The 21,305-nt window shown below is 57.4% G+C and carries 12 protein-coding genes and 1 pseudogene; 4 read left to right on the top strand and 9 right to left on the bottom strand.

The window, feature by feature from the left end; all coding sequences use genetic code 11:
* Window positions 1-9 precede the first annotated feature (9 nt).
* The 7 genes from baeR to yegD all read right to left on the bottom strand — a co-directional run bounded on the left by baeR (window position 10) and on the right by yegD (window position 12,629).
* The gene (baeR, locus tag DFO56_RS12705) at window positions 10-732 is read right to left on the bottom strand and encodes a two-component system response regulator BaeR (protein ID WP_017458511.1); all 723 of its coding nucleotides are present in this window, start codon (window positions 730-732) and stop codon (window positions 10-12) included.
* The gene (gene baeS, locus DFO56_RS12700) at window positions 729-2,252 is read right to left on the bottom strand and encodes a two-component system sensor histidine kinase BaeS (RefSeq protein ID WP_045510741.1); all 1,524 of its coding nucleotides are present in this window, start codon (window positions 2,250-2,252) and stop codon (window positions 729-731) included. Before baeS ends, baeR begins: the two co-directional genes overlap by 4 nt.
* The gene (locus DFO56_RS12695) at window positions 2,249-3,664 is read right to left on the bottom strand and encodes an MFS transporter (protein WP_045510738.1); all 1,416 of its coding nucleotides are present in this window, start codon (window positions 3,662-3,664) and stop codon (window positions 2,249-2,251) included. The genes baeS and DFO56_RS12695 overlap by 4 nt, the downstream gene beginning before the upstream one ends.
* On the bottom strand, window positions 3,661-6,738 hold the full coding sequence (gene mdtC / locus DFO56_RS12690) for a multidrug efflux RND transporter permease subunit MdtC (protein WP_045510735.1): 3,078 nt from the start codon (window positions 6,736-6,738) through the stop codon (window positions 3,661-3,663). Before mdtC ends, DFO56_RS12695 begins: the two co-directional genes overlap by 4 nt.
* A complete protein-coding gene (locus tag DFO56_RS12685) occupies window positions 6,739-9,861 on the bottom strand; it encodes an MdtB/MuxB family multidrug efflux RND transporter permease subunit (protein WP_045510732.1) in 3,123 nt (1,040 codons plus the stop codon).
* Window positions 9,861-11,096, bottom strand: a complete 1,236-nt coding sequence (locus DFO56_RS12680) for an MdtA/MuxA family multidrug efflux RND transporter periplasmic adaptor subunit (RefSeq protein WP_045510729.1) — start codon at window positions 11,094-11,096, stop codon at window positions 9,861-9,863. Before DFO56_RS12680 ends, DFO56_RS12685 begins: the two co-directional genes overlap by 1 nt.
* Before the next feature lie 180 nt (window positions 11,097-11,276).
* Complete coding sequence (gene yegD, locus DFO56_RS12675) at window positions 11,277-12,629, bottom strand: molecular chaperone (RefSeq protein ID WP_045510722.1); 1,353 nt, start codon at window positions 12,627-12,629, stop codon at window positions 11,277-11,279.
* Window positions 12,630-12,762: 133 nt separating this feature from the next.
* Here yegD and alkA point away from each other — a divergent pair, with 133 nt between their 5' ends.
* Window positions 12,763-13,611 carry a DNA-3-methyladenine glycosylase 2 gene (gene alkA / locus DFO56_RS12665; protein ID WP_045510718.1) on the top strand — a complete coding sequence of 283 codons (849 nt, stop codon included), beginning with the start codon at window positions 12,763-12,765 and terminating at the stop codon, window positions 13,609-13,611.
* Between the two features lie 157 nt (window positions 13,612-13,768).
* Here the strand turns inward: alkA and DFO56_RS12655 are convergent, their stop codons facing one another.
* The gene (locus DFO56_RS12655) at window positions 13,769-17,098 is read right to left on the bottom strand and encodes a diguanylate cyclase (RefSeq protein ID WP_045510715.1); all 3,330 of its coding nucleotides are present in this window, start codon (window positions 17,096-17,098) and stop codon (window positions 13,769-13,771) included.
* Window positions 17,099-17,451: 353 nt separating this feature from the next.
* Between DFO56_RS12655 and udk the strand changes: the two genes are divergently transcribed.
* The 3 genes from udk (at window position 17,452) to asmA (ending at window position 20,637) form a co-directional block, all read left to right on the top strand.
* Window positions 17,452-18,093: a uridine kinase gene (gene udk, locus DFO56_RS12650; protein WP_017458502.1), complete on the top strand. Its 642-nt coding sequence runs from the start codon at window positions 17,452-17,454 to the stop codon at window positions 18,091-18,093.
* Window positions 18,094-18,179: 86 nt separating this feature from the next.
* On the top strand, window positions 18,180-18,761 hold the full coding sequence (gene dcd, locus DFO56_RS12645) for a dCTP deaminase (protein WP_017458501.1): 582 nt from the start codon (window positions 18,180-18,182) through the stop codon (window positions 18,759-18,761).
* 25 nt (window positions 18,762-18,786) lie between these two features.
* Window positions 18,787-20,637 (top strand): outer membrane assembly protein AsmA, encoded by a 1,851-nt coding sequence (gene asmA, locus DFO56_RS12640; RefSeq protein WP_045510712.1) that lies wholly within the window; start codon window positions 18,787-18,789, stop codon window positions 20,635-20,637.
* 46 nt (window positions 20,638-20,683) lie between these two features.
* Here the strand turns inward: asmA and DFO56_RS12635 are convergent.
* Window positions 20,684-21,267 (bottom strand): annotated as a pseudogene (locus DFO56_RS12635) (GDP-mannose pyrophosphatase).
* Window positions 21,268-21,305: the final 38 nt, after the last annotated feature.

Here is a 21,305-nt window from a genome sequence, read left to right as displayed (position 1 = left end):
ACATCCGGCTTACGCCAGTTTACAGGCGTCGGCTTCCCAGCGGTAACCGACACCGTAAACGGCGCGGATAAAGGATTGTTCTTCATCCAGCGCTTCGAGTTTGCGACGCAGGTTTTTGATATGGCTGTCGATGGTACGGTCCGTTACCACGCGGTAGTCATCATACAGATGGTTAAGCAACTGCTCGCGGGAGAACACTTTGCCCGGCTCGCTGGAGAGGGTTTTCAGCAGGCGAAACTCAGCGGGCGTGAGATCCAGCAGCTTGTTGTGCCAGCTCGCCTGAAAACGCCCTTCATCGACAATCAGCGGGCTTTCAGCATCCAGCCGCTCCAGCTCGCGCTGCGGTTTGCAACGGCGCAGGATGGTTTTCACGCGCGCCACCACTTCACGCGGGCTGTAAGGTTTGCAGATGTAATCATCCGCGCCAATCTCCAGCCCCAGCAGGCGGTCGATCTCTTCTATTTTCGCCGTCACCATAATAATGGGTACGTTAGAAAAACGACGGATTTCCCGACATAACGTTAACCCGTCGGTACCGGGCAGCATCAAATCCAGCAGGATCAGATCCGGCGGCGTCTGGCGCACGTAAGAGAGCACCTGATCGCCGTGGTTAATCAGCGTTGGCGCGTAGCTTGCCGCGCGCAGATAGTCGAGCAGCAACTGCCCAAGCTTAGGCTCATCTTCAACAACCAGGATGCGTGGCGTGTTTTCATCGATCGGTAACTCAGTCATACATCTCTCGTTTTTTCGCGTTCAAGCGGTAGTTCAACTGTAATGCTAACCCCGCCGAATGGCGAGTGCGCCGCGTGGATAGCGCCACCGTGCGCTTCCACAATATTCAAACAAATAGCCAGCCCCAGGCCGGAGCCGCCGCTGGCACGGTTACGCGAGCCTTCCGTGCGATAAAAACGCTCGAACAGCCGTTTGAGTTGCTCATCGCTGACGCCCGGTGCGCTGTCGGCAAAACGCATCACCAGCGTGTTGTCGCGGGTCATGACCTGGATAAGCGTTTGCCCGCCCGCATCGGTGTAGCGCAGGCTGTTTTCCAGCAGGTTGTTAAATAACTGCATCAGGCGATCGGGATCGCCAAACACCGTGGCGCTGGCGGGCACTTCAAGAGAAAGGGTCAGATTGCGGCTGGCGTAACGCTCGCGGAAAGCGCCTGCGGCGACTTCTACCAGCGACACCACATCCACCGGCGCTTTCTGGTAGGCCAGCGCCCCTTCATCGGACATCGACAACTGATGCAGGTCATTGACCAGCTTGGTGAGCGTGGCGACTTCTGCCTGCAGCGAGGCTACCGATTCCGGCGTGAACTGCCGCACACCATCCTGGATCGCCTCCAGTTCGCCGCGCAGCACCGCCAGTGGCGTGCGCAGTTCGTGCGAAATATCCGCCATAAAATCGCGGCGCATTTGCTGATTGCGCTCCAGCGTGCTGGCGAGCTGGTTAAAGTCGCGCGCCAGCCAGCCAAGCTCATCCTGGCTACCGGGATTGACCCGGGTGGAGAAATCGCCCGAGGCGAGCCGGTGGGTGCCATCGACCAGCCGTTTTACCGGCGCCAGTAAACCGCGCGCCAGCGGGAAAGTCGCCAGCGCGGCGAGCAGTGTGGCAAGGCCGACAATCAACCAGCTGGTGCGTCGCTGCTGGCGTTCAAAGTTGATATCGGTGTTGCGCGTCAGGCGCTCAATCGGCGAAGCGATAACCCAACCGACGGTCGCGTTATTCACGACAATTGCCCGGCGTGTGCCATCCTTTGGCACCGGTGAGCGCGGGCCGACCAGCACATTATTATCCTGATCGGCGACCCAGAATTTGGTGCGCCAGCCGTGCGGCGGCATATCCGGCGGCGGCGGGCCAGGGGAGCGCTCCATTTCGTCATTCGGGCCGGAACGCATGTCACGCTCCCCGCCGGGTTCCATGCCTGGCGGTGCATTGCTGTCCATCTCGCGCGGCGGTTCACCAGGCCGGTCTTCTTCACGGTCGTTATCGCGTTCGAATGAACGCAAGAGCTGGAAAATCACCCGGTCATTGTTGCGCAGAAACTGCCAGCTACCGTTTTGCGCATACTGCTCAGCCAGCGAGTCGCTCAGCATTTGCAGGCGCTGTTCATTGCCGCGCTTAATGTAGTCAATAAAACCGTGCTCAAAGCTGAGACGCACCGCCCAGTGCATGGTGATCAGCAGAACAATACAGGTGGCTAAAATCGCCAGAAACAGTTTGGCCGTAATACCCGGCCGCCAGAACTTCATGACGCTCTCCTGTTGCGACGGGCAATCACGACGTTCTGGCTGGCGTCATTCGGGACGCGGGCGAAGAGCAACGCCGGAAGTGAAATAATCACCGCCATGCTGAGATAGGTGTAAAGGAAAACATGGTGCGCCACGCCGCTGTCTGCGGACAGATGCTGCTGACCAAACAGGCCGAGCAGCAGCCCGGCGACAGTCACCCCGATACTCATCGATAACTGCATGATCATCGACAGCAGGCTGTTGCCGCCGCTGGCCAGCTCATCGGGCAGATCTTTGAGCGTTAAGGTGTTCATGGAGGAGAAACGCATCGAGTTAATCATCCCCTGGCAGAACAGCACCACCGGCAGCAGGTAATACCAGCCGAGCAGCGCTGTTGTCATAAACAGCAGGCTGATGGCGGCCAGGCCAAGCGTGGAGCAGACCAGCGCGCGGCGGTAACCAAAGCGGTTCACCACCTGCACCACGATGCGTTTCATTCCCATGCTGCCCAGCACCATCGGGATCATCATCAGCCCGGCGTGAAAGGGCGAAAACCCCAGGCCAATCTGCAAAAACACCGGCGTCATAAACGGCAACATACCGCTGCCGATGCGCCCGGCGAAACTCCCGGCCAGACCCAGCGAAAAAGAGGGCGTGCGGAACAACCGCAGATTAAACAACGCACCGTCGTTGCCTCTGGCATGCAGCAGATAAAAGAGTATCGCCGCCGCGCCCACCGCCACCAGCGCGCCGAGTTGCCACGACGTTAGCCCCAGCCCGCGATTGCCATCGAGCGCCAGCGTCAGCGTTGCCATGCCGCCCGCGAGCAGCACAAAACCCGCCATATCAAAGCGGCGGGTTTGCAGGGTGTAGTTGGGCATCAGGCTAAGGGTGGCGATCGCACCGAGAATGCCCACCGGCAGGTTAATCAGGAAAATCCAGTGCCAGGAGGCATATTCCACCAGGATACCACCAAGCGCCGGGCCGAGCAGCGGGCCGATTTGCCCCGGCAGGGTGACAAAAGTCATCGCCGCCATGTACTGATCGCGCGGGACAATTTTCATCACCGTTAGCCTGCCGACCGGCACCATCATCGCGCCGCCGACACCTTGCAGCACACGCGCCATGACTAACTGATCGAGTGTCGACGCCTGGGCGCAAAACAGTGAGCCGGTGGTAAACAGCACAATGGCGGCAAAAAAGATGTTCCGCACGCCAACCCGGTCTGCCAGCCAGCCGCTGGCGGGCAGCATCACCGCCACGGTCAGCACATAGGCGACCACCACCATATGCATGTGCAGCGGGCTCTCCCCGAGGCTTTTCGCCATCGAGGGGAGCGCCGTGTTAACAATGGTGGTATCCAGCGACTGCATAAAAAAGCCAAAGGCGACGATCCATAGCTGCCAGCGGATGTTTTTCGGTAGCTCATTCATTCACTAACGGGTTCTCTTTCGTGTCGGCTAAAGCGCATACGCAGGCGGTCGAAGAAGAGATAGACCACCGGCGTGGTGTACAGGGTGAGTAACTGGCTCATTACCAGCCCGCCCACAATCGTAATACCGAGCGGCTGGCGTAGCTCTGAGCCGTCGCCACCGGAGATCACTAATGGCAGCGCGCCAAACAGCGCCGCCAGCGTGGTCATCATGATCGGGCGAAAACGCAGCAGGCAGGCCTGGAAAATCGCCTCTTCAGCCGTGAGATTACCCTGGCGCTGCGCTTCGAGCGCGAAGTCGACCATCATAATCGCGTTTTTCTTTACAATCCCAATCAACAGCATAATGCCAATTAGCGCGATCAAACTGAATGGCGCGCCGAAAAGCTCAAGCGCCAGCAGCGCGCCCACGCCCGCCGAGGGCAGGGTAGAGAGAATGGTCAGCGGGTGAACATAGCTTTCGTACAAAATTCCCAGCACGATATAGACCGTCGCAATTGCCGCCAGGATCAGGATGACCTGCGAGTTCATTGTTTCCTGGAACACCTGCGCGGTGCCGGCAAAACTGCCGCGCACGCTGGAAGGCACGCCAAGTTGCGTCATCGCGCGGTTAATGGCGTCGCTGGCTTGCGATAACGAGGTTCCCGTTGGCAGGTTAAAGGCAATGGTCGAGGCCGCCGACAGCCCCTGGTGATTCACCGACAGCGGCGCGTTTGCGGGCTGCCAGTGCGCGAAGTAGGAGAGCGGGATCGTTTTGCCGTCACTGTTGACGACGTACATCTTATCCAGCGCGCTGACATCCTGGGTGTAGCGCGGGTCGACTTCCATCACCACTTTGTACTGGTTTAGCGGCTGGTAAATGGTGGAAATCTGCCGTTGACCGAAGGCATTATTCAGCAGGCTGTTGGCCGCCTGGACGCTGATACCGAGCCGCGACATGGTTTCACGGTCGTACACCAGATTCATCTCCGCGCCGTTATCCTGCTGATCCGAGTTAACGTCGGCAAGCTCCGGCAGTGCGGCAAGGGCTTTGCGAATTTTGGGCTCCCATTCGCGCAGGGCGCTGAGCGAGTCCGACAGCAAAGCGAACTGGTAACTGGCATTGGCCTGGCGACCGCCGACGCGAATATCCTGCACGGCCATCAAAAACAGGCTCGCGCCCGGCTCTTTGGCCAGCTTGCCGCGCAGACGATCAATCACCTGTTGCGCAGTTTCGTGGCGCACACCGCGGGGTTTCAGGGTGATAAACATCATGCCGCTGTTAACGCGCGAACCGCCGGTAAAACCGGTGACATTATCTACCGCCGGATCGTCACGGATGATCTTCATAAAGTCCTGTAACTTACCGCGCATCGCCTGGAATGAAATACTCTGATCGGCCTGAATACCGCCCATCAGCACGCCGGTATCCTGCTCCGGGAAGAAGGTTTTCGGAATCGAAATATAGAGCCAGATATTGAGCGCGATGGTGCCAATTAACACCAACCCGACTAACCGAGCATGGTTGAGCACCCATTTCAACGATCGTGCGTATTGCTGTTGTAGCGCCACCAGCAGGCGGCCGAAGCCTTTTTCCCGGCTGCGCTCGCGCGGTTTATGCGCTTTTAACAACCAGCCGCACATCATCGGCGTTAGCGTCAGGGAAATGGCCAGCGAAATACCAATCGCCACCGACAGCGTGACGGCGAATTCGCGCAGCAAACGTCCCGGAAGCCCCGCCATCAGCAGCAGCGGCAGGAATACGGCCACCAGCGAAATACTCATCGACAGCACGGTAAAGCCGACTTCTCGCGTGCCTTGCAGCGCTGCCTGCAACGGTTTCATCCCTGCTTCCAGATGGCGTGAGATATTTTCCAGCACCACAATCGCATCATCGACCACAAAACCGGTGGCAATGGTCAGCGCCATGAGCGACAGGTTATTCAGGCTAAAGCCGCATAAATACATGGCGGCAAACGTGCCGATAAGCGACACGGGGACGGCAACCGCCGGGATCAGCGTTGCGCGACCTGAACGTAAAAACAGGAACACCACCAGGATCACCAGTGCCACCGAGATAACCAGCGTCTGTTCGACCTCGGCCAGCGAAGCGCGAATGGTCGGCGAGCGATCCTGAGCGATTTGCAAATCAATCGCCGCAGGAATGGTTTGCTGCAGGCCGGGCAGACGGGCGCGAATACTGTCCACCGTCTGAATAATATTGGCTTCCGGCAGTTTGCGGATCATCAGCAAAATGGCGGGCTTCGCATTGGTCATCCCGGCGTTGCGCACATCTTGCACCGAGTCAGTGACCTTCGCGACATCGCTTAAGCGCACGGCGGAGCCGTTTTTGTAGTGAATGATTAACGGTTGGTATTCGGCGGCGGTTTTCAGCTCGTCGTTGGTTTGCACCTGCCAGCGCCGCGTGCCGTCTTCCACTGCGCCCTGCGGTTTGCGCACGTTGGCATTGCTGATTGCCGTACGCACTGAATCCAGCGATACGCCCTGGTTAAACAGCGCCTGCGGGTTTAAATCCACACGCACGGCGGGCAGGGAACTGCCGCCAACGTCAACGTCGCCCACGCCATCAATCTGCGAGATGGTTTGCGCCAGTTGCGTCGAGGCGAAGTCATACAACTGCCCCTGCGAATAGGTGTCTGACGTAAGCGTCAAAATCATGATCGGCGCAGCCGACGGATTCGCTTTGCGATAGGTCGGGCGCGATGGCATGCCGCTTGGTAACAGGTTTTGCGCCGCGTTAATCGCCGCCTGCACATCGCGCGCCGCGCCGTTGATATCGCGGTCGAAATTAAACTCAAGAATTATGCGCGTACTGCCCAGTGAACTGGATGAGGTCATTTCACTGACCCCGGCAATGCGCCCGAGCGAGCGCTCAAGCGGGGTGGCAACTGAGGAGGCCATGGTTTCCGGTGACGCGCCCGGCAGTGAGGCGCTGACCATAATCACCGGAAAATCGACCTGCGGCAGCGGGGCGACCGGCAGCAGCCGGAAGCCGAGAATGCCGCACAGCGTAATGGCGAGCGAAATCAAAATCGTCGCCACCGGGCGGTAAATGAAGAGGGCGAAAAACTTCACTTACGCCTCCTCTTCACGGCGCGGGAAACGCTTTTTCACCGCCAGCGACAGGCGATCGAATAACAGGTAAATCACCGGCGTCGTAAAGAGCGTCAGCACCTGGCTCACCAGCAAACCACCGACCATACCAATGCCCAGCGGACGGCGTAACTCTGCGCCGACGCCGGTGCTCAGCATTAACGGTAGCGCACCAAGCAGTGCCGCCAGGGTGGTCATTAATATCGGGCGAAAACGCAGTAAACAGGCCTGGAAAATCGCATCGCGCGGCGACATGCCCTCTTCGCGTTCGGCGGCGAGGGCGAAGTCGATCATCATGATGGCGTTTTTCTTGACGATACCAATAAGCAAAATAATGCCGATGATAGCAATCACATCCAGTTCACTGCCGGACACCATCAGCGCCAGCAGCGCGCCAACGCCAGCCGTTGGCAAAGTCGACAGGATAGTGATGGGGTGAATAAAGCTCTCGTACAGCACGCCGAGCACGATATACATCGCCGCGACAGCCGCGACAATCAGCCAGATGGTGCTGCCAAGCGCCGCCTGGAACGCCAGTGTGCTGCCCTGGAATTGCGTGGTGATGTCCGTCGGGAAGTTGAGCGTCTTCTCGCTATCCAGCACGGCCTGCACCGCATCGCCGAGCGAATACCCCTCCGCCACGTTGAAGGAGATCGTCGTCGACGGGAATTGATCCAGATGGTTGATGCTCAGCGGTGCGTAGCGTTGCTCCACTTTCGCAATCGACGAGAGCGGCACGATGCTGCCATCGGTACTGGTCAGGCGAATGTTGTCGAGCGCGGAAAGCCCCGGCGTTTGCGCCGTGTCGTGTTCCAGCACCACGCGATACTGGTTTGCCTGGGTGTAAATGGTGGAGATCAACCGCTGACCAAACGCGTTATAAAGGGCGTTATCCACGTCCGCCATGTTGATGCCAAGGCGGCTGGCACTGTCGCGATCGACATTCACGTAGGCCACCAGGCCTTTGTCTTGCCAGTCGCTGCTGACATCTGCCAGTTGTGGCAGCGCCTGCAGTTTACTCACCAGTTGCGGCACCCAGGTACTGAGCGCATCCAGCGAGTTGGCCTGCAAGGTGAACTGATATTGCGTGCGGCTGACGGTGGTATCGATGGTTAAATCCTGCGTCGGTTGCAGGTAGAGTGCCACGCCGGGCACTTTCGCCGCCGCCTGTTGCAGGCGCTCAATCACTGGCTGGACGCGATCGTCGCGCTCATCCAGCGGTTTCAGGTTGATTTGCAATCGGGCGCTGTTAAGCGATGGGTTGGTGCCATCGACACCGACAAATGACGTCAGGCTTTCTACCGCCGGATCGCGCAGGATAATATCGGCCACCTGGCGCTGGCGCTCTGCCATGCTGGCAAAGGACGCGGATTGTGGCGCTTGCAGGGTTCCCTGGATAATGCCGTTGTCCTGCACCGGGAAGAAACCTTTCGGAATGAACACCCACAGCATGATCGACAAAAACAGGGTTCCGACCGCCACGCTCAACGTCAGCCATGGGTGATTGAGTACTTTGCTCAGGAGCCTGCCGTAGGCCGCGATGACGCGTTCGAAAAAACGCTCCGACGCGCGGGAAAAACGGTTCTGTTTGCGCAGGGATTCGGCGCTTAGCATGCGTGCGCACATCATCGGCGTCAGCGTCAGCGATACAATCGCGGAAATCAGGATCGCTATCGCCAGCGTGACGGCAAATTCGCGGAACAGGCGGCCGACGATATCCCCCATAAACAGCAGCGGGATCAGGACCGCAATCAACGAGAACGTCAGCGAGATAATGGTAAAACCGATCTCACCAGCCCCTTTCAGGGCGGCGGCCAGCGGTTTTTCGCCTTTTTCGATATAGCGCGAGATATTTTCGATAACCACAATCGCGTCGTCGACCACAAAGCCGGTGGCGATGGTCAACGCCATTAGCGTCAGGTTGTTGATGGAGAAACCGAGAAATACCATCGCTGCGAATGTCCCGACCAGTGACAGCGGCACCGCCACGCCCGGAATAATGGTCGCCGGAATATTACGCAGGAAGACGTAGATAATCATCACCACCAGCGCGATCGCCAGCATCAGCTCGAACTGGGTGTCGTCGACCGACGCGCGAATGTTGTTGGTTCTGTCTGACAGCACTTTCACCGTCACCGATTTTGGCAGGCTTTCGGTTAACTGCGGCAGCAGCGTACGGATGCTGTCGGCGGTGTCGATAATGTTCGCCCCCGGCTGGCGCTGGACGTTCATGACAATCGCTTGTTGCTTATTAGCCCATGCGCCAAGCCAGCTATTTTCTGCGCCTTGTTCAACGGTCGCGATATCGCCAAGCCGGATCGGTGCGCCATTCTGATACGCGACAATCAACTGGCGATACTCTTCGGCAGACTGCATCTGATCGTTGGCGGAGAGCGTGACGGCGCGGGTTGGACCGTCGAGGCTGCCTTTCGCCGAATTGACGTTGGCGTTACTGATGGCGGTGCGAATGGTTTCGCTGGTCAGCCCGAGAGCCGCAATCGCCTGGGCATTGAGTTTGACACGCACCGCCGGGCGCTGGCCGCCAGAAAGTGTCACCAGACCGACGCCGGAAACCTGCGAGATTTTCTGCGCGACGCGCGTTTCCACCATATCTTCGACCTGGGTCATGGGCATGGCGGAAGAGGTGACGGCGAGCGTCATAATCGGTGGGTCTGCCGGGTTAACTTTGCTGTAGACCGGCGGGTTGGGCAGATCGGAGGGGAGCAGGCTGTTAGCGGCATTCATCGCCGCCTGCACTTCCTGCTCGGCGACATCCAGCGGCAAACTGAGCTGGAACTGCAAGGTCACCACCGACGCGCCGCCGGAACTTTGCGACGACATCTGTTTTAAGCCGGACATCTGACCAAACTGGCGCTCCAGCGGCGCGGTGATCGCCGAAGTGACCACATCGGGGCTGGCGCCGGGGTAGAGCGTCACCACCTGAATGGTCGGGTAATCAACTTCAGGCAGCGCGGAAACGGGCAGAAAACGGTAGCCGATAATACCGGCCAGCAGGATCGCCACCATCAACAGCGTGGTGGCGACCGGACGCAAAATAAACAGACGGGAAGGGCCGCCCGTCCGGCCCGGCGGTAGCAACTGCATCAGGACTGCGCTCCTTTGGCCGGATGTTCACGCGTTGCCGGTACGGCGTCGGCGTTTTTCGCATCCACGACTTCCACTTTCGCCCCTTCGGTCAGGCGGTCAATGCCGTCCGTCACCACGCGATCGCCCGCCGACAGACCGGCGGCAATCACCACTTTCTGGCTGTCCTGAATACCTGGCGTGACGGTGTGTTTGCTGACCTGGTTCTTGTCGTTCAGAACCCAGACGAAGTTGCCTTCGTTGCCCATTTGCAGGGCGGCTGCCGGGATCACTACCGCGTCCTGCTGCGTGGCAACCAGCATGCGCGCGTTGACGAACTGGTTGGGGAACAGGGCATCGTCCTGGTTATCAAAGCGGGCTTTCAGTTTGATGGTGCCGGTGGTGGCGTCAATCTGGTTATCGAGGCTTAACAATGTGCCGCTGCTCAGCTTCTGTTTATTGGTGCGATCCCAGGCTTCCACCACCAGTTGCTGGCCTGCTTTTTGCGCCTGCACCACGGTGGCGATTTCGCTTTCCGGCAGGGTAAACACCAGATCGATGGGGTGGGTTTGCGTCAACACCACGATGCCGGTGGTGTCGCTGCTGCTGATTTGGTTACCAATATCCACCTGTTTTAAACCCACTCGCCCGGAAATGGGGGCGGTTATGCGGCTCCAGTCCAGCTCTAACTGCGCGCTGGCTACAGCGGCTTCATCCGCTTTCACGGTGCCTTCCGATTCGGTGACCAGCGCCTGCTGGCTATCGAGATCCTGGCGCGAAACCAGGCTGGTTTTCGCCAGTTGCTGGTAGCGCGAAAGATCGCGGCGGGCGTTGGCGAGTGTGGCTTTATCTTTCGCCAACTGGCCCTGCGCTTGCGCCAGCGCCACTTTGAACTGGCTTGGGTCGATTTCCGCCAGCAGATCGCCGGCTTTTACTTGCTGGCCTTCCTGGAAATGGATCGCCATAAGCTGGCCCGAAACGCGGCTGCGCACGGTAACGGTGTTAGCGGCGGTAATGGTGCCGAGCCCGGAGAGATAACGCGGTACGGCTTCGCGGGTTGCCGTTGCGGCCTGCACCGGCGGCAGCGCACCGCCGCGCATACCGTGGCGACCTCCGCCCGGCGCGCCCTGGCGCTGAGTCTGCCCGGTGGCGGTAGAAGAGGTCTCTTTATGTGCGAACTGGTACCAGGCTACGCCCGCTACCGCCATGACCACGGCCGCGACAAGCGTGCGGCGAAACGTAACACTGCCTTTCATCGTTATAGGTATCTCATCGGAAAACTAATGGCGAAATAATACTAGTTTAGTAACGGCATGCCCCGGAAAAATGGAGGAAAAATGAAACACTGTCTGGAAACGTATGGCAGGTAGGGTAATTTGCGTTAGGGGGATTTTAAAGAAGAAAATAATACCGGGAGGGATCCTCCCGGCAAGATATTAACGGAACAGTGTCTGCGCCCAGCGCGCAAGACCGGCGGTGACGGAGCCAAAGTCATCGCCGCCCGCAATCGGGATCCCCGGCAGGGTTTGCGCCAGCGCTTTTTTAATCAGCGGTGAACGCGCGCTACCGCCGGTGAGATAAATCACTTCCGGCGTTTCCGCACTGTTTTCCAGCGCCAGTTGCACCTGTTCAATGATGCGCTGCAGCGGCTGATTTAGCGCGCTTTCCAGACCATCCTGGTCAATCGCCGCCGCGAGGTCATCGCTAATAAATGGCAAGGGAGCGGTAACCTGGGTGTCGTCGGAAAGGGCGATTTTGCTCTCTTCGGCGCTGCGCACTAACCGGTAGCTCAGACGCTGCCGCCATACTTTTACCAGCAGCGCTACTTTCTCCGCGTCGCGCGCGTCGCGCAGGAGATCGTTAAGCAAGCGGCCATTGGCGGCGCTGTAAAACTCGGTCTGCGCGGGAACATCGTTAATCGCTACCGCATTCCACCAGGGCAGTATCGGCAGCGCGATGCCTTTTTCTGTCTGACCGCCCATGCCGAGCAGCGGCATCAGGCTTTTGAACGCCAGCGCAATGTCTAAATCGTTGCCGCCAACTCGGCAGCCGCTATGCCCCAACAGGCTGGCGGCGCGCTCTTGCTTATCGCGCCACTGCGGCCCCATCAGCAATAATGAGCAGTCTGTCGTACCACCGCCGATATCCACCACCAGCACACGTTTTTCGGCGCTTAACGTTGCTTCAAAATCGAGCCCGGCGGCGACCGGTTCGAACTGGAACACCACATCACGGAACCCGGCGCGTTTTGCGGCACGCTCCAGGATGCCTTGCGCCTGCGCGTTCGCCTCATCGCCGCCCAGACCCTGGAAGTTGATCGGGCGACCAATCACGGCCTGATCAATGCTTTCCGGCAGTTGCGTTTCTGCCTGCTGGCGGATATGCAGCATCATGGCGCAGACCAGATCTTCGAACAGGGCGATTTGCTGCGGTTTCAGGCCGCTGGCACCCAGGAAGGATTTAGGTGATTTAACAAAGTACACCTCTTCCGGGTCGCTGACGTATTGACGCAATGAAGCCAGCCCGAACTGCACGCTGGCGGCGCTAACCTCAATATCTTCCTCGCGGTTAAAGCTCATCGCCCGGCGCAGCAGCGCCTGGGTTTCGCCGTCTGTCGCCGGAACCTGATGGTGGCGATAGAGCCACTCGCTGACCGCTTCACGCGTCGGTGCGCAGAGCATCGACGGGAGTAAGGTACTGTTATTTTCCATTTTCAGCAGTTGCGCTGCGCCGTCGCGCATCACCGCGACCGAGCAGTTTGCCGTACCGTAGTCAAAACCAACAAACACGTGTTTATCCCCATGCCAGTGAAGAAGGGGGGCGACTTTAGCCGAATGCGTGGCGGGCGACAACCGGAATATGAAAGCAAGGCGGAAAATCCCCGGTTTGTTATGCTGTTAGCGTCACTATTCAGGAGTTGCTATGTACACACTGCACTGGCGCAAGCCGTATGACTGGGCGTGGATGTTCGATTTTTTACGCGCGCGCGCCGTGGCGGGCGTTGAGGAGTTTAGCGCAACGCGTTATGTGCGCACGTTCCATTATCACGGGCATCGCGGGTTAATCACCGCCGAGCCTGACGAAGCCACCGCGACGCTGAAGGTCACGCTCAGCGATGGGCTTGTGCCAGTGGCTGAATATTGCCTCGCGCGCCTGCGTGGCTTGTTTGATCTGGATTGTGATGCAGAAATCGTCAACACCGCGCTGGGCTCACTGGGTGCGGCGCGTCCCGGTTTACGTTTGCCGGGCAGCGTGGATCCGTTTGAACAGGCGGTGCGGGCGATTCTGGGGCAACTGGTGAGCGTGGCGATGGCGGCGAAGCTGACCGCAAAAGTGGCGCAGCGCTTCGGTGAACCGCTGGCAGAAGCGCCGGGAATGATCTGCTTTCCCGCGCCGCAGCAACTGGCACAAGCGCAACCGGAAGAACTCAAAGCGCTGGGCATGCCGTTAAAACGCGCGGAGTCGCTCATTTTTCTTGCGCAGACGGTCTGCGACGGTACATTCCCGCTCACTCCACCCGCAGATGTGGAGCAAGGGGTGAAAGCGCTGCAAACCTGGCCGGGGATCGGTCGCTGGACTGCGAACTACTTCGCGCTGCGTGGCTGGCAGACGAAAGATGTGTTCCTGCCGGATGATTACCTGATTAAGCAGCGTTTTGCCGGGATGACACCCGCGCAAATCCGCCGCTACGCGGCGCGCTGGCAGCCGTGGCGCTCATATGCGTTGTTGCACATCTGGTATACCGATGGCTGGCAGCCGGAAGGGGAATAAGGCTGTTAATTGCGCACAAGAGGAAAATAAGGCGTTATTGTCGCAGCAAGTTTGGAACCGGCCAGCGCGGAAAAACCGGAGCGTACACGTAGTACGTGAGGATTTTGAGCACTGCCCGGTTTCAAAATGGCAAGTAAAATAGCCTTATTACCTCTTGTCAGTTAATGGCGAAATAACTGGTATTCAGCATCAAATCCAGCGGCTGCGCCTGCGAAATAATATCACCGTAGATCAAATCAATACCGATCCCCGACAGGGTATCCATCATCAGCGGCTGATGAGTCGGCCCGGCGATACTCTTCACGCCCAGGCGCTGCGCGTGACCCTGAATAATGGTCACCATCATCTCGTCCATCAGGTTGCCGTGGACATTGGTGACTAACTCAGGCTCCAGCAACAGGTAGTCGGCCATATGCGGTGTGAGGTGGTTAAACACTTCCAGATCGTGACCGATATGGCTGAAAATAATGCGGCAACCCGCATGGCGCAGGCGTTTGAGATTCTCATTAATGGTGTTGCCTTCACGCATCAGCGCATCGGCATGAATAATCAGATGCAGCAAACGCCCCGGCAGTGGCCCGCTTTCCAGCATTTGCAGTAGTTCCGTCACCAAAGACTGACTTGCCAGCCCAACGACGGACAGGGGCAGGGCAACACCAAGGCCTTTACCCGCGACGGCTGTCGCATGGTTGCGGAAAAATTCATGAAACACCCGTCTGTCGAGTGCGCGGATAAGTTCCGGTTCCGACAACCCTGAGCGGAACGCGTGCTCCTCCATCACTTCCCCTTCGCTGGTCCACAGGCGCAGCGACAGCAGCCAGAAATTGCAGGCCTCCGGCACACGCGGAGAGGCCACGCCGCGTGCAATCATCAGCAAATGGTTGTCTTTGATCATATGCCACTGCTCATCCAGCGACATCAAGCTGCGCTCATGCTGCATCAGCCCTTGCTGCGCTTCGTAGACGGTAACGATGCCGCGGCCATTGTTTTTGGAGGCGTAACAGGCGATATCCGCCTGCGACATGACGTCAGAGGCCTGGTAATTGGTCTCATCAATAATCGTAATCCCGGCGCTGGCACCAATGCGATGCAAACGGCCTTCCCACATAAACTGGTAATCATTGATGGCTTCAATCATCCGCCCGGAGATATAGCGCGCGCTCTCGACATTACAGTCCGGCAGCAGCAGGCCAAACTCATCACCGCCCAGGCGGGCGAGAATATCGGTTGAGCGCAGCATGCTGAGCATCAGCGAAGAAATTTCACGCAACAAGGCATCACCGGCGGCATGCCCGGCGGTGTCATTCACGGCCTTAAAGCGGTCGAGATCGATAAACACCAGCGCGTGTCGCTGGTGGAACTCCTGCACCGTCACCAGCAGGCGCTTGAGATGATTTTCAAAACTGACGCGGTTCGCCAGATGGGTGAGAGCATCGTGAGAGGCGCTGTAACTGAGCTGGCGCAGCATTTTGCGCGACTCGGTGACATCCTGAATAACCAGCACTGAGCCGATATTTTGCCCGTCCAGCGTGCTTAACGGCGTGACGCTGTAGTGGATATCAAAGCTGCCGCCGGTGCGACAGTGCAGCACCACATCCTGCTCAATCGCGGTACGCGACATATCGCCGCTATGAATGTTTTCCATCACCGGACCGTTATCGCCGAAGGTGATACGCAGCACCGTCAATAAGGGCTGACCAATGGCGTGTTCCTGTGGCCAGCCACTCATTTTTTCCGCCACCGGATTCATAAAGGTGACTTTCATATCAACATCGGTACACAGCACCGCTTCGCCGATGGAATCCAGCGTAATGTGCAGCCGCTCTTTTTCCTGGAACAGCGCATCGTTCAGCTGTTTTACCTCGGTCATGTCCATATTGACGCCGAGCAGCCGCTCAACTTCGCCGTTCTTATTGAGTACGCGGTTGGCAAGGGTGCGGATATGGCGAATTCCCTCTTTTACCGGCACTCTGAATTCCAGTTTGAAGGCGACGCGGGCGGCCAGCGCATCGCGGATAACGCGCTCGGTTTCCGGGCGATCTTCCGGCAAAATGCGTTCGTACCACAGATGCCAGGTCGGTTTCATATGCGCGGGGACTTCGTACATCTCAAACATCCGTTTATCCCAGCTAATGATGTCGGGCTCCAGCTCCCATTCCCAGATACCGATACCACCTGCTTCATTTGCAAGGGTAATGCGCTCCATCAGGCGCTTGTTCACCCACTCGGTCTGCTTCAGATCGTTAATATCTTCTATCTGGGCAATGAAATAGAGCGGGGTGCCGTCGGCATGGCGCACGACGGAAACTGCCAGCAGCCCCCAGACCAGATCGCCATTACGCGTGTAATAGCGCTTTTCCAGCGAGTAGGTGGGAATGTCGCCGCGCACCAGTTGGTCAAGCAGTTCGAGGTCTTTGTGTAAATCTTCCGGCCAGGTGAGCTGCTGAAAGTTCATTAAACGCAGTTCATCCTGGCTGTAACCCAGAAACTGGCACAGCGCTTTGTTGGCCTGCAACCACTGCCCATCGGTACCGACTAACGCCATACCAATGGCGGAATATTCCATGGCGTTACGAAAACGCTCTTCGCTTTCGGTAATGTGCTTACGCTCGGCGCGAAAGGCGTACATCACCATGGTCATCACGTTAACCGGCAGCAGGATCATCAAAAACGGTAGCCAGGGCGCGTTGGTCATCACGCTGCTTTTCGGCGCGATAATCAGGTTCGGCTCCCGCGCGATGATCAACGACACCATCATGACGGTGATCAAAAAGACCAGAAACGCTTCCATGCGCGGCAGACGAACCGCACTCCACATCAACAACACAATGACGGCGGTGAAAGGCCACGGTAAATAGTGCAGGGCCAGCCAGCTGAGCGTCAGCGTAACGGCAAGCGTCGCCAGCGTTTCCAACAGCAACTGCGGTTTACGATGGCGCAGCAAGTAGTGCGGTTTGAATAACAGCCCAAGCGGCACCAGCGCCAGCGCGCCGATGGATTCTGACAACACCCAGACAATAAAGGTCCGCAAAACGTTTTCTGGCGGTACCAGCAAACAGATCAGCGCCCCGCCAACCAGCGGCGGAACCACCGCGCTGCCGATAGCAAGGCGGATCCAGTCGCCCAGATTTTGCAGCGGGTTATACCAGGGCAGCAATTTACGCAGCATTACCGCGCCGATGGCCGCTTCGACAACATTCACGGCGGTATAGCGCAGGTCGACAAAAGAGACGGAGAAAAGCAGCACGGTGGCGGCAACATTCCCCAGCGCGCAGGCGAACGCGATGCCGGGCCACATCTTCCCCGCGTGGCGGTAAAACGCCACAGTCATGATCGCGGTGGGAAACCAGAGCGGGGCAATGATGGTACCAAAGCGGATCAGTTCCAGCGAGAACAGGGTAAAAATAAAAGAGAGTAACCCTAAACTGAGGAGCCGCAGTCCAGGATAGGGTGTGGTAACCAAAACGCGCTGGTGTTGTTTCTTCATTACCGCTTAATCCGCAAGCCCTGTGCCGTCCGGAACAGAGTCCGACGAATGAAATTTGAAATTTGGATTATGCTAGTACAAACAATTTACAATTCCTATGGCGGGCGCTCATAATTTGACATCATAGTGTTATTAATTACTTAGTGGATGAATAAAACGCGTATCGCGCTCCATTTTTGAGCAGTTTGCTTTGCGAATAATGCGTTTCGCGGGTAAAAATTGGCGACTTTTTATCACACCTGAATCCCGTGTCTATTCGACTGGTATCGTGACGGTGAAATCCCTATAATTGCGGCGTTTGACGCTCTGGCGTCGCCCTTCCTTTACATCCAGGTTATCAGGTCGCTAAATTTATGACTGATCAGTCTCATCAGTGCGTCATTATCGGTATCGCCGGCGCATCCGCTTCAGGTAAAAGCCTTATTGCCAGCACACTTTACCGCGAACTGCGCGAACAGGTAGGTGATGAACATATTGGCGTTATTCCGGAAGACAGTTACTACAAAGATCAAAGCCATCTGTCGATGGAAGAACGTGTAAAAACCAACTATGACCATCCGAGCGCGATGGATCACAGCCTGTTATTCCAGCATTTAGAATCGCTTAAACGCGGCGAAGCCATTGAATTACCGGTTTATAGCTACGTTGAACATACCCGTACGCAAGAAACCATTCGCATTGAAGCCAAAAAAGTCATCATCCTGGAAGGGATCCTGCTGCTGACCGATTCACGCCTGCGCGATGCGATGAACTTCTCGATTTTCGTCGATACGCCGTTGGATATCTGCCTGATGCGCCGTATCAAACGTGACGTTAACGAGCGTGGTCGTTCAATGGATTCGGTAATGGCGCAATACCAGAAAACCGTGCGTCCAATGTTCCTGCAGTTTATTGAACCCTCCAAACAGTACGCCGATATTATCGTGCCGCGCGGCGGTAAAAACCGCATCGCCATTGATATTCTGAAAGCCAAAATCAGCCAATTCTTTGAGTAATAATGTTAGGCTGTCACCGTTCGTATTAATTTGCCCGGCCCCTGAGGCGCGCTCAGGGGTATGTCGCATCAAAAGGAGAATGTGCCATGCGTCTTTGTGACCGAGATATTGAAGCCTGGTTGAACGACGGTCGGCTCGCGATTAATCCGCGCCCGCCGGTTGAGCGTATTAACGGTGCGACGGTTGATGTCCGCCTGGGCAACAAATTCCGCACATTCAGTGGGCACACGGCGGCGTTTATCGATCTCAGTGGCCCGAAACACGAAGTCAGCGCGGCGCTTGATCGGGTGATGAGCGATGAAATTGTGCTGGCAGAAGGCGACGCTTTTTACCTGCACCCTGGCGAACTGGCGCTGGCGGTGACGTATGAATCCGTCACGCTGCCCGCGGATTTGGTCGGCTGGCTGGACGGTCGCTCTTCGCTGGCGCGTCTGGGTTTGATGGTGCATGTTACCGCGCACCGTATCGATCCCGGCTGGTCAGGCTGTATCGTGCTGGAGTTCTATAATTCAGGCAAACTGCCGCTGGCGCTGCGCCCGGGTATGCTGATTGGTGCGTTGAGTTTCGAGCCGCTCTCCGGCCCGGCAGAACGCCCTTATAACCGCCGTGAAGATGCGAAATATCGCGATCAGCAAGGCGCGGTCGCCAGCCGTATTGATAAAGACTGAGTGAAGCAGACCTACTGAGGACGCCATGAGAAGAGTGTTAACCACGCTGATGATTCTGTTGGTCGTGCTGGTAGCCGGCCTTTCGGCGCTGGTGCTACTGGTCAATCCCAACGATTTTCGCGCTTATATGGTGCGTCAGGTTGAAGCCCGTAGCGGTTACCAATTGCAGCTTGATGGCCCGCTGCGCTGGCATGTCTGGCCGCAGCTTAGCATTCTCTCAGGGCGGATGACCTTAACCGCTCCCGGTGCGCAGACGCCGGTGGTCGCCGCCGACAATATGCGCCTTGACGTTAACCTGTGGCCGTTGCTGTCGCACCAGCTGCATGTCAAACAGGTGATGCTGAAAGGCGCGGTTATCCAGTTAACGCCGCAAAGCGCCGCTGCGCCGCAACAAGGCGCCCCCGTGGCACCGCGTGAAAACAATCTGCCGCAGGTGGAAGAGGATCGCGGCTGGTCATGGGACATCGCCAGTCTGCAAGTGGCTGATAGCGTGCTGGTGTTCCAGCACGATGATGATGAACAACTGACGGTGCGCGATATTCGCCTGCAAATGGAGCAGGATTCGTTGCACCAGGCAAAGCTTGATTTCGCCGGGCGGATTAACCGCAATCAACGTGATTTAACCCTCTCTTTCAGCGCGCAAGTGGATGCCCGCGACTATCCGCATAACCTCACCGCAGCCATCGATAACGTGAAATGGCAATTGCAGGGCGGCGATGTCCCGACGCAGGGCATCGAAGGGGAAGGACGCTTACAGGCGCAGTGGCAACGTGCGCAGCAGCGCCTGACGCTCAACGATCTGAGCCTGCGCGCGAACGACACCTCGCTCACCGGTAACGGCAGCGTGACGTTTGGCAACCTGCCTGTATGGGCGCTCGATTTGCAGTTTGACTCCCTCAATCTTGATAATTTGTTACCGCCGGAGCAGACCGCCGATAACAGCGGCTCGCCGCAGCAGCAAGGGCAGGCGCAAAACCGCCTGCCGCGCCCGGTTATCTCCACCAGCCTGGATATACCGCAGTACGAAGGGTTACGCAGTTTTACCGCACAGATTGGCATTAGCGCGAAAAGCGTGCGCTGGCGCGGTATGCAGTTTGCGGATGTGGTCGGACAATTCAACAATAATGCCGGTTTGCTGTCGATTCCTACCCTGCAAGGCAAAATGGGCAACGGGCAGATCTCGTTACCTGGCGAGCTGGATGTGCGCGGTGAGGGATCGCTTGCGACCTTCCAGCCAAAACTGGATAACGTGGAAATCGGCACCATCCTGAAAGCCTTTAATTACCCGATTGCCCTGACCGGCAGCCTGAGCATGGCGGGCGATTTTTCCGGGCCGCGTATCGACGCCGAGGATTTCCGCCGCCACTGGCAGGGCGAGGCGCATGTTGATTTGAAAAACAGCCGTATGGAAGGGCTCAATTTCCAGCAACTGGTACAGCAGGCCGTGGCGCGCAGCAGCGATGTGCAGTCGCAGGAAAACTACGATAACGCCACGCGCCTTGATAGCTTCACCAGCGATGTGTCGCTGGATAAAGGTCAGATGAAATTCAGTGACATGCAGGGTAGTTCAGCGCTGCTTTCTTTGACCGGCGAAGGCGAGATGGATCTGGTGAAAGAGCAGGCGGATACGCGCTTTGAAGTGCGCGTGATGGAAGGCTGGAAAGGGGAGAGCGAGCTTATCGATTTCCTGAAGAATACCCCAGTTCCACTGCGCGTATACGGTAAATGGCAGACGCTCAACTACAGCCTGCAAGTGGATCAACTGCTGCGTAAACATCTGCAGGATGAAGCGAAACGCCGGTTAAATGACTGGGCGGATCGCAATAAAGAGCGCCAGAGCGGCAAAGATGTGAAAAAACTGCTCGAGAAGATGTAAGCGAGCCAGCGTGCCGGGTGGACACTGCGCCACCCGGCAAAGCAATTTACAAAATGCCTTCCAGCGCCAGGTGCTGTAACAACATAATGGTTTTGCCGTCGGCAATCTCTCCGCTGCGGATAGCCGCCAGCGAGGTGGCGAAATCCATCTCCACCACTTCGATATCCTCGCCTTCATCTGCTAAACCGCCGCCATTGCTGATGCGCCGGCTGTCATCATATTCGGCGATAAAAAAGTGCAATTTTCGCTGACTGAACCGGGGCTCATCCACGCTTCAAACACCTTTTGCACCTGCTCAAGGCGGTAACCGGTCTCCTCTTCTGCTTCCTGTTTTATGCGCTCTTCTGCGGCAAGCTCATCCAGTAAGCCGGCTGCCGCTTCCAGTAAAAAGCCGCTGTGCTGGTTAACGAATAACGGCAAGCGAAACTGCCGGGTGAGGATCACGCTGCGTTTGCTCAGGTTATACAGCAGGATCACCGCGCCATTGCCGCGATCGTAAACTTCGCGGCTCTGGCGCTGCCATTCGCCGTCTCTGCGACGAAAGTCAAAGGTGTACTTCGTCAGTTTGCCCCAGTCTTCGGATAAGGGTTTGGTCGCAATAATGCGTACTTGTGCATTTTCAGATGGCATATTCGCTCCTCAGGACGTAAGATCGCATCTTATCGTGC

Source organism: Kosakonia sp. AG348 (assembly GCF_003337365.1).
Lineage (GTDB): Bacteria > Pseudomonadota > Gammaproteobacteria > Enterobacterales > Enterobacteriaceae > Kosakonia.
Note: the sequence above shows the minus strand (reverse complement) of the source record. Positions and strands in the feature narration are given on the sequence as shown.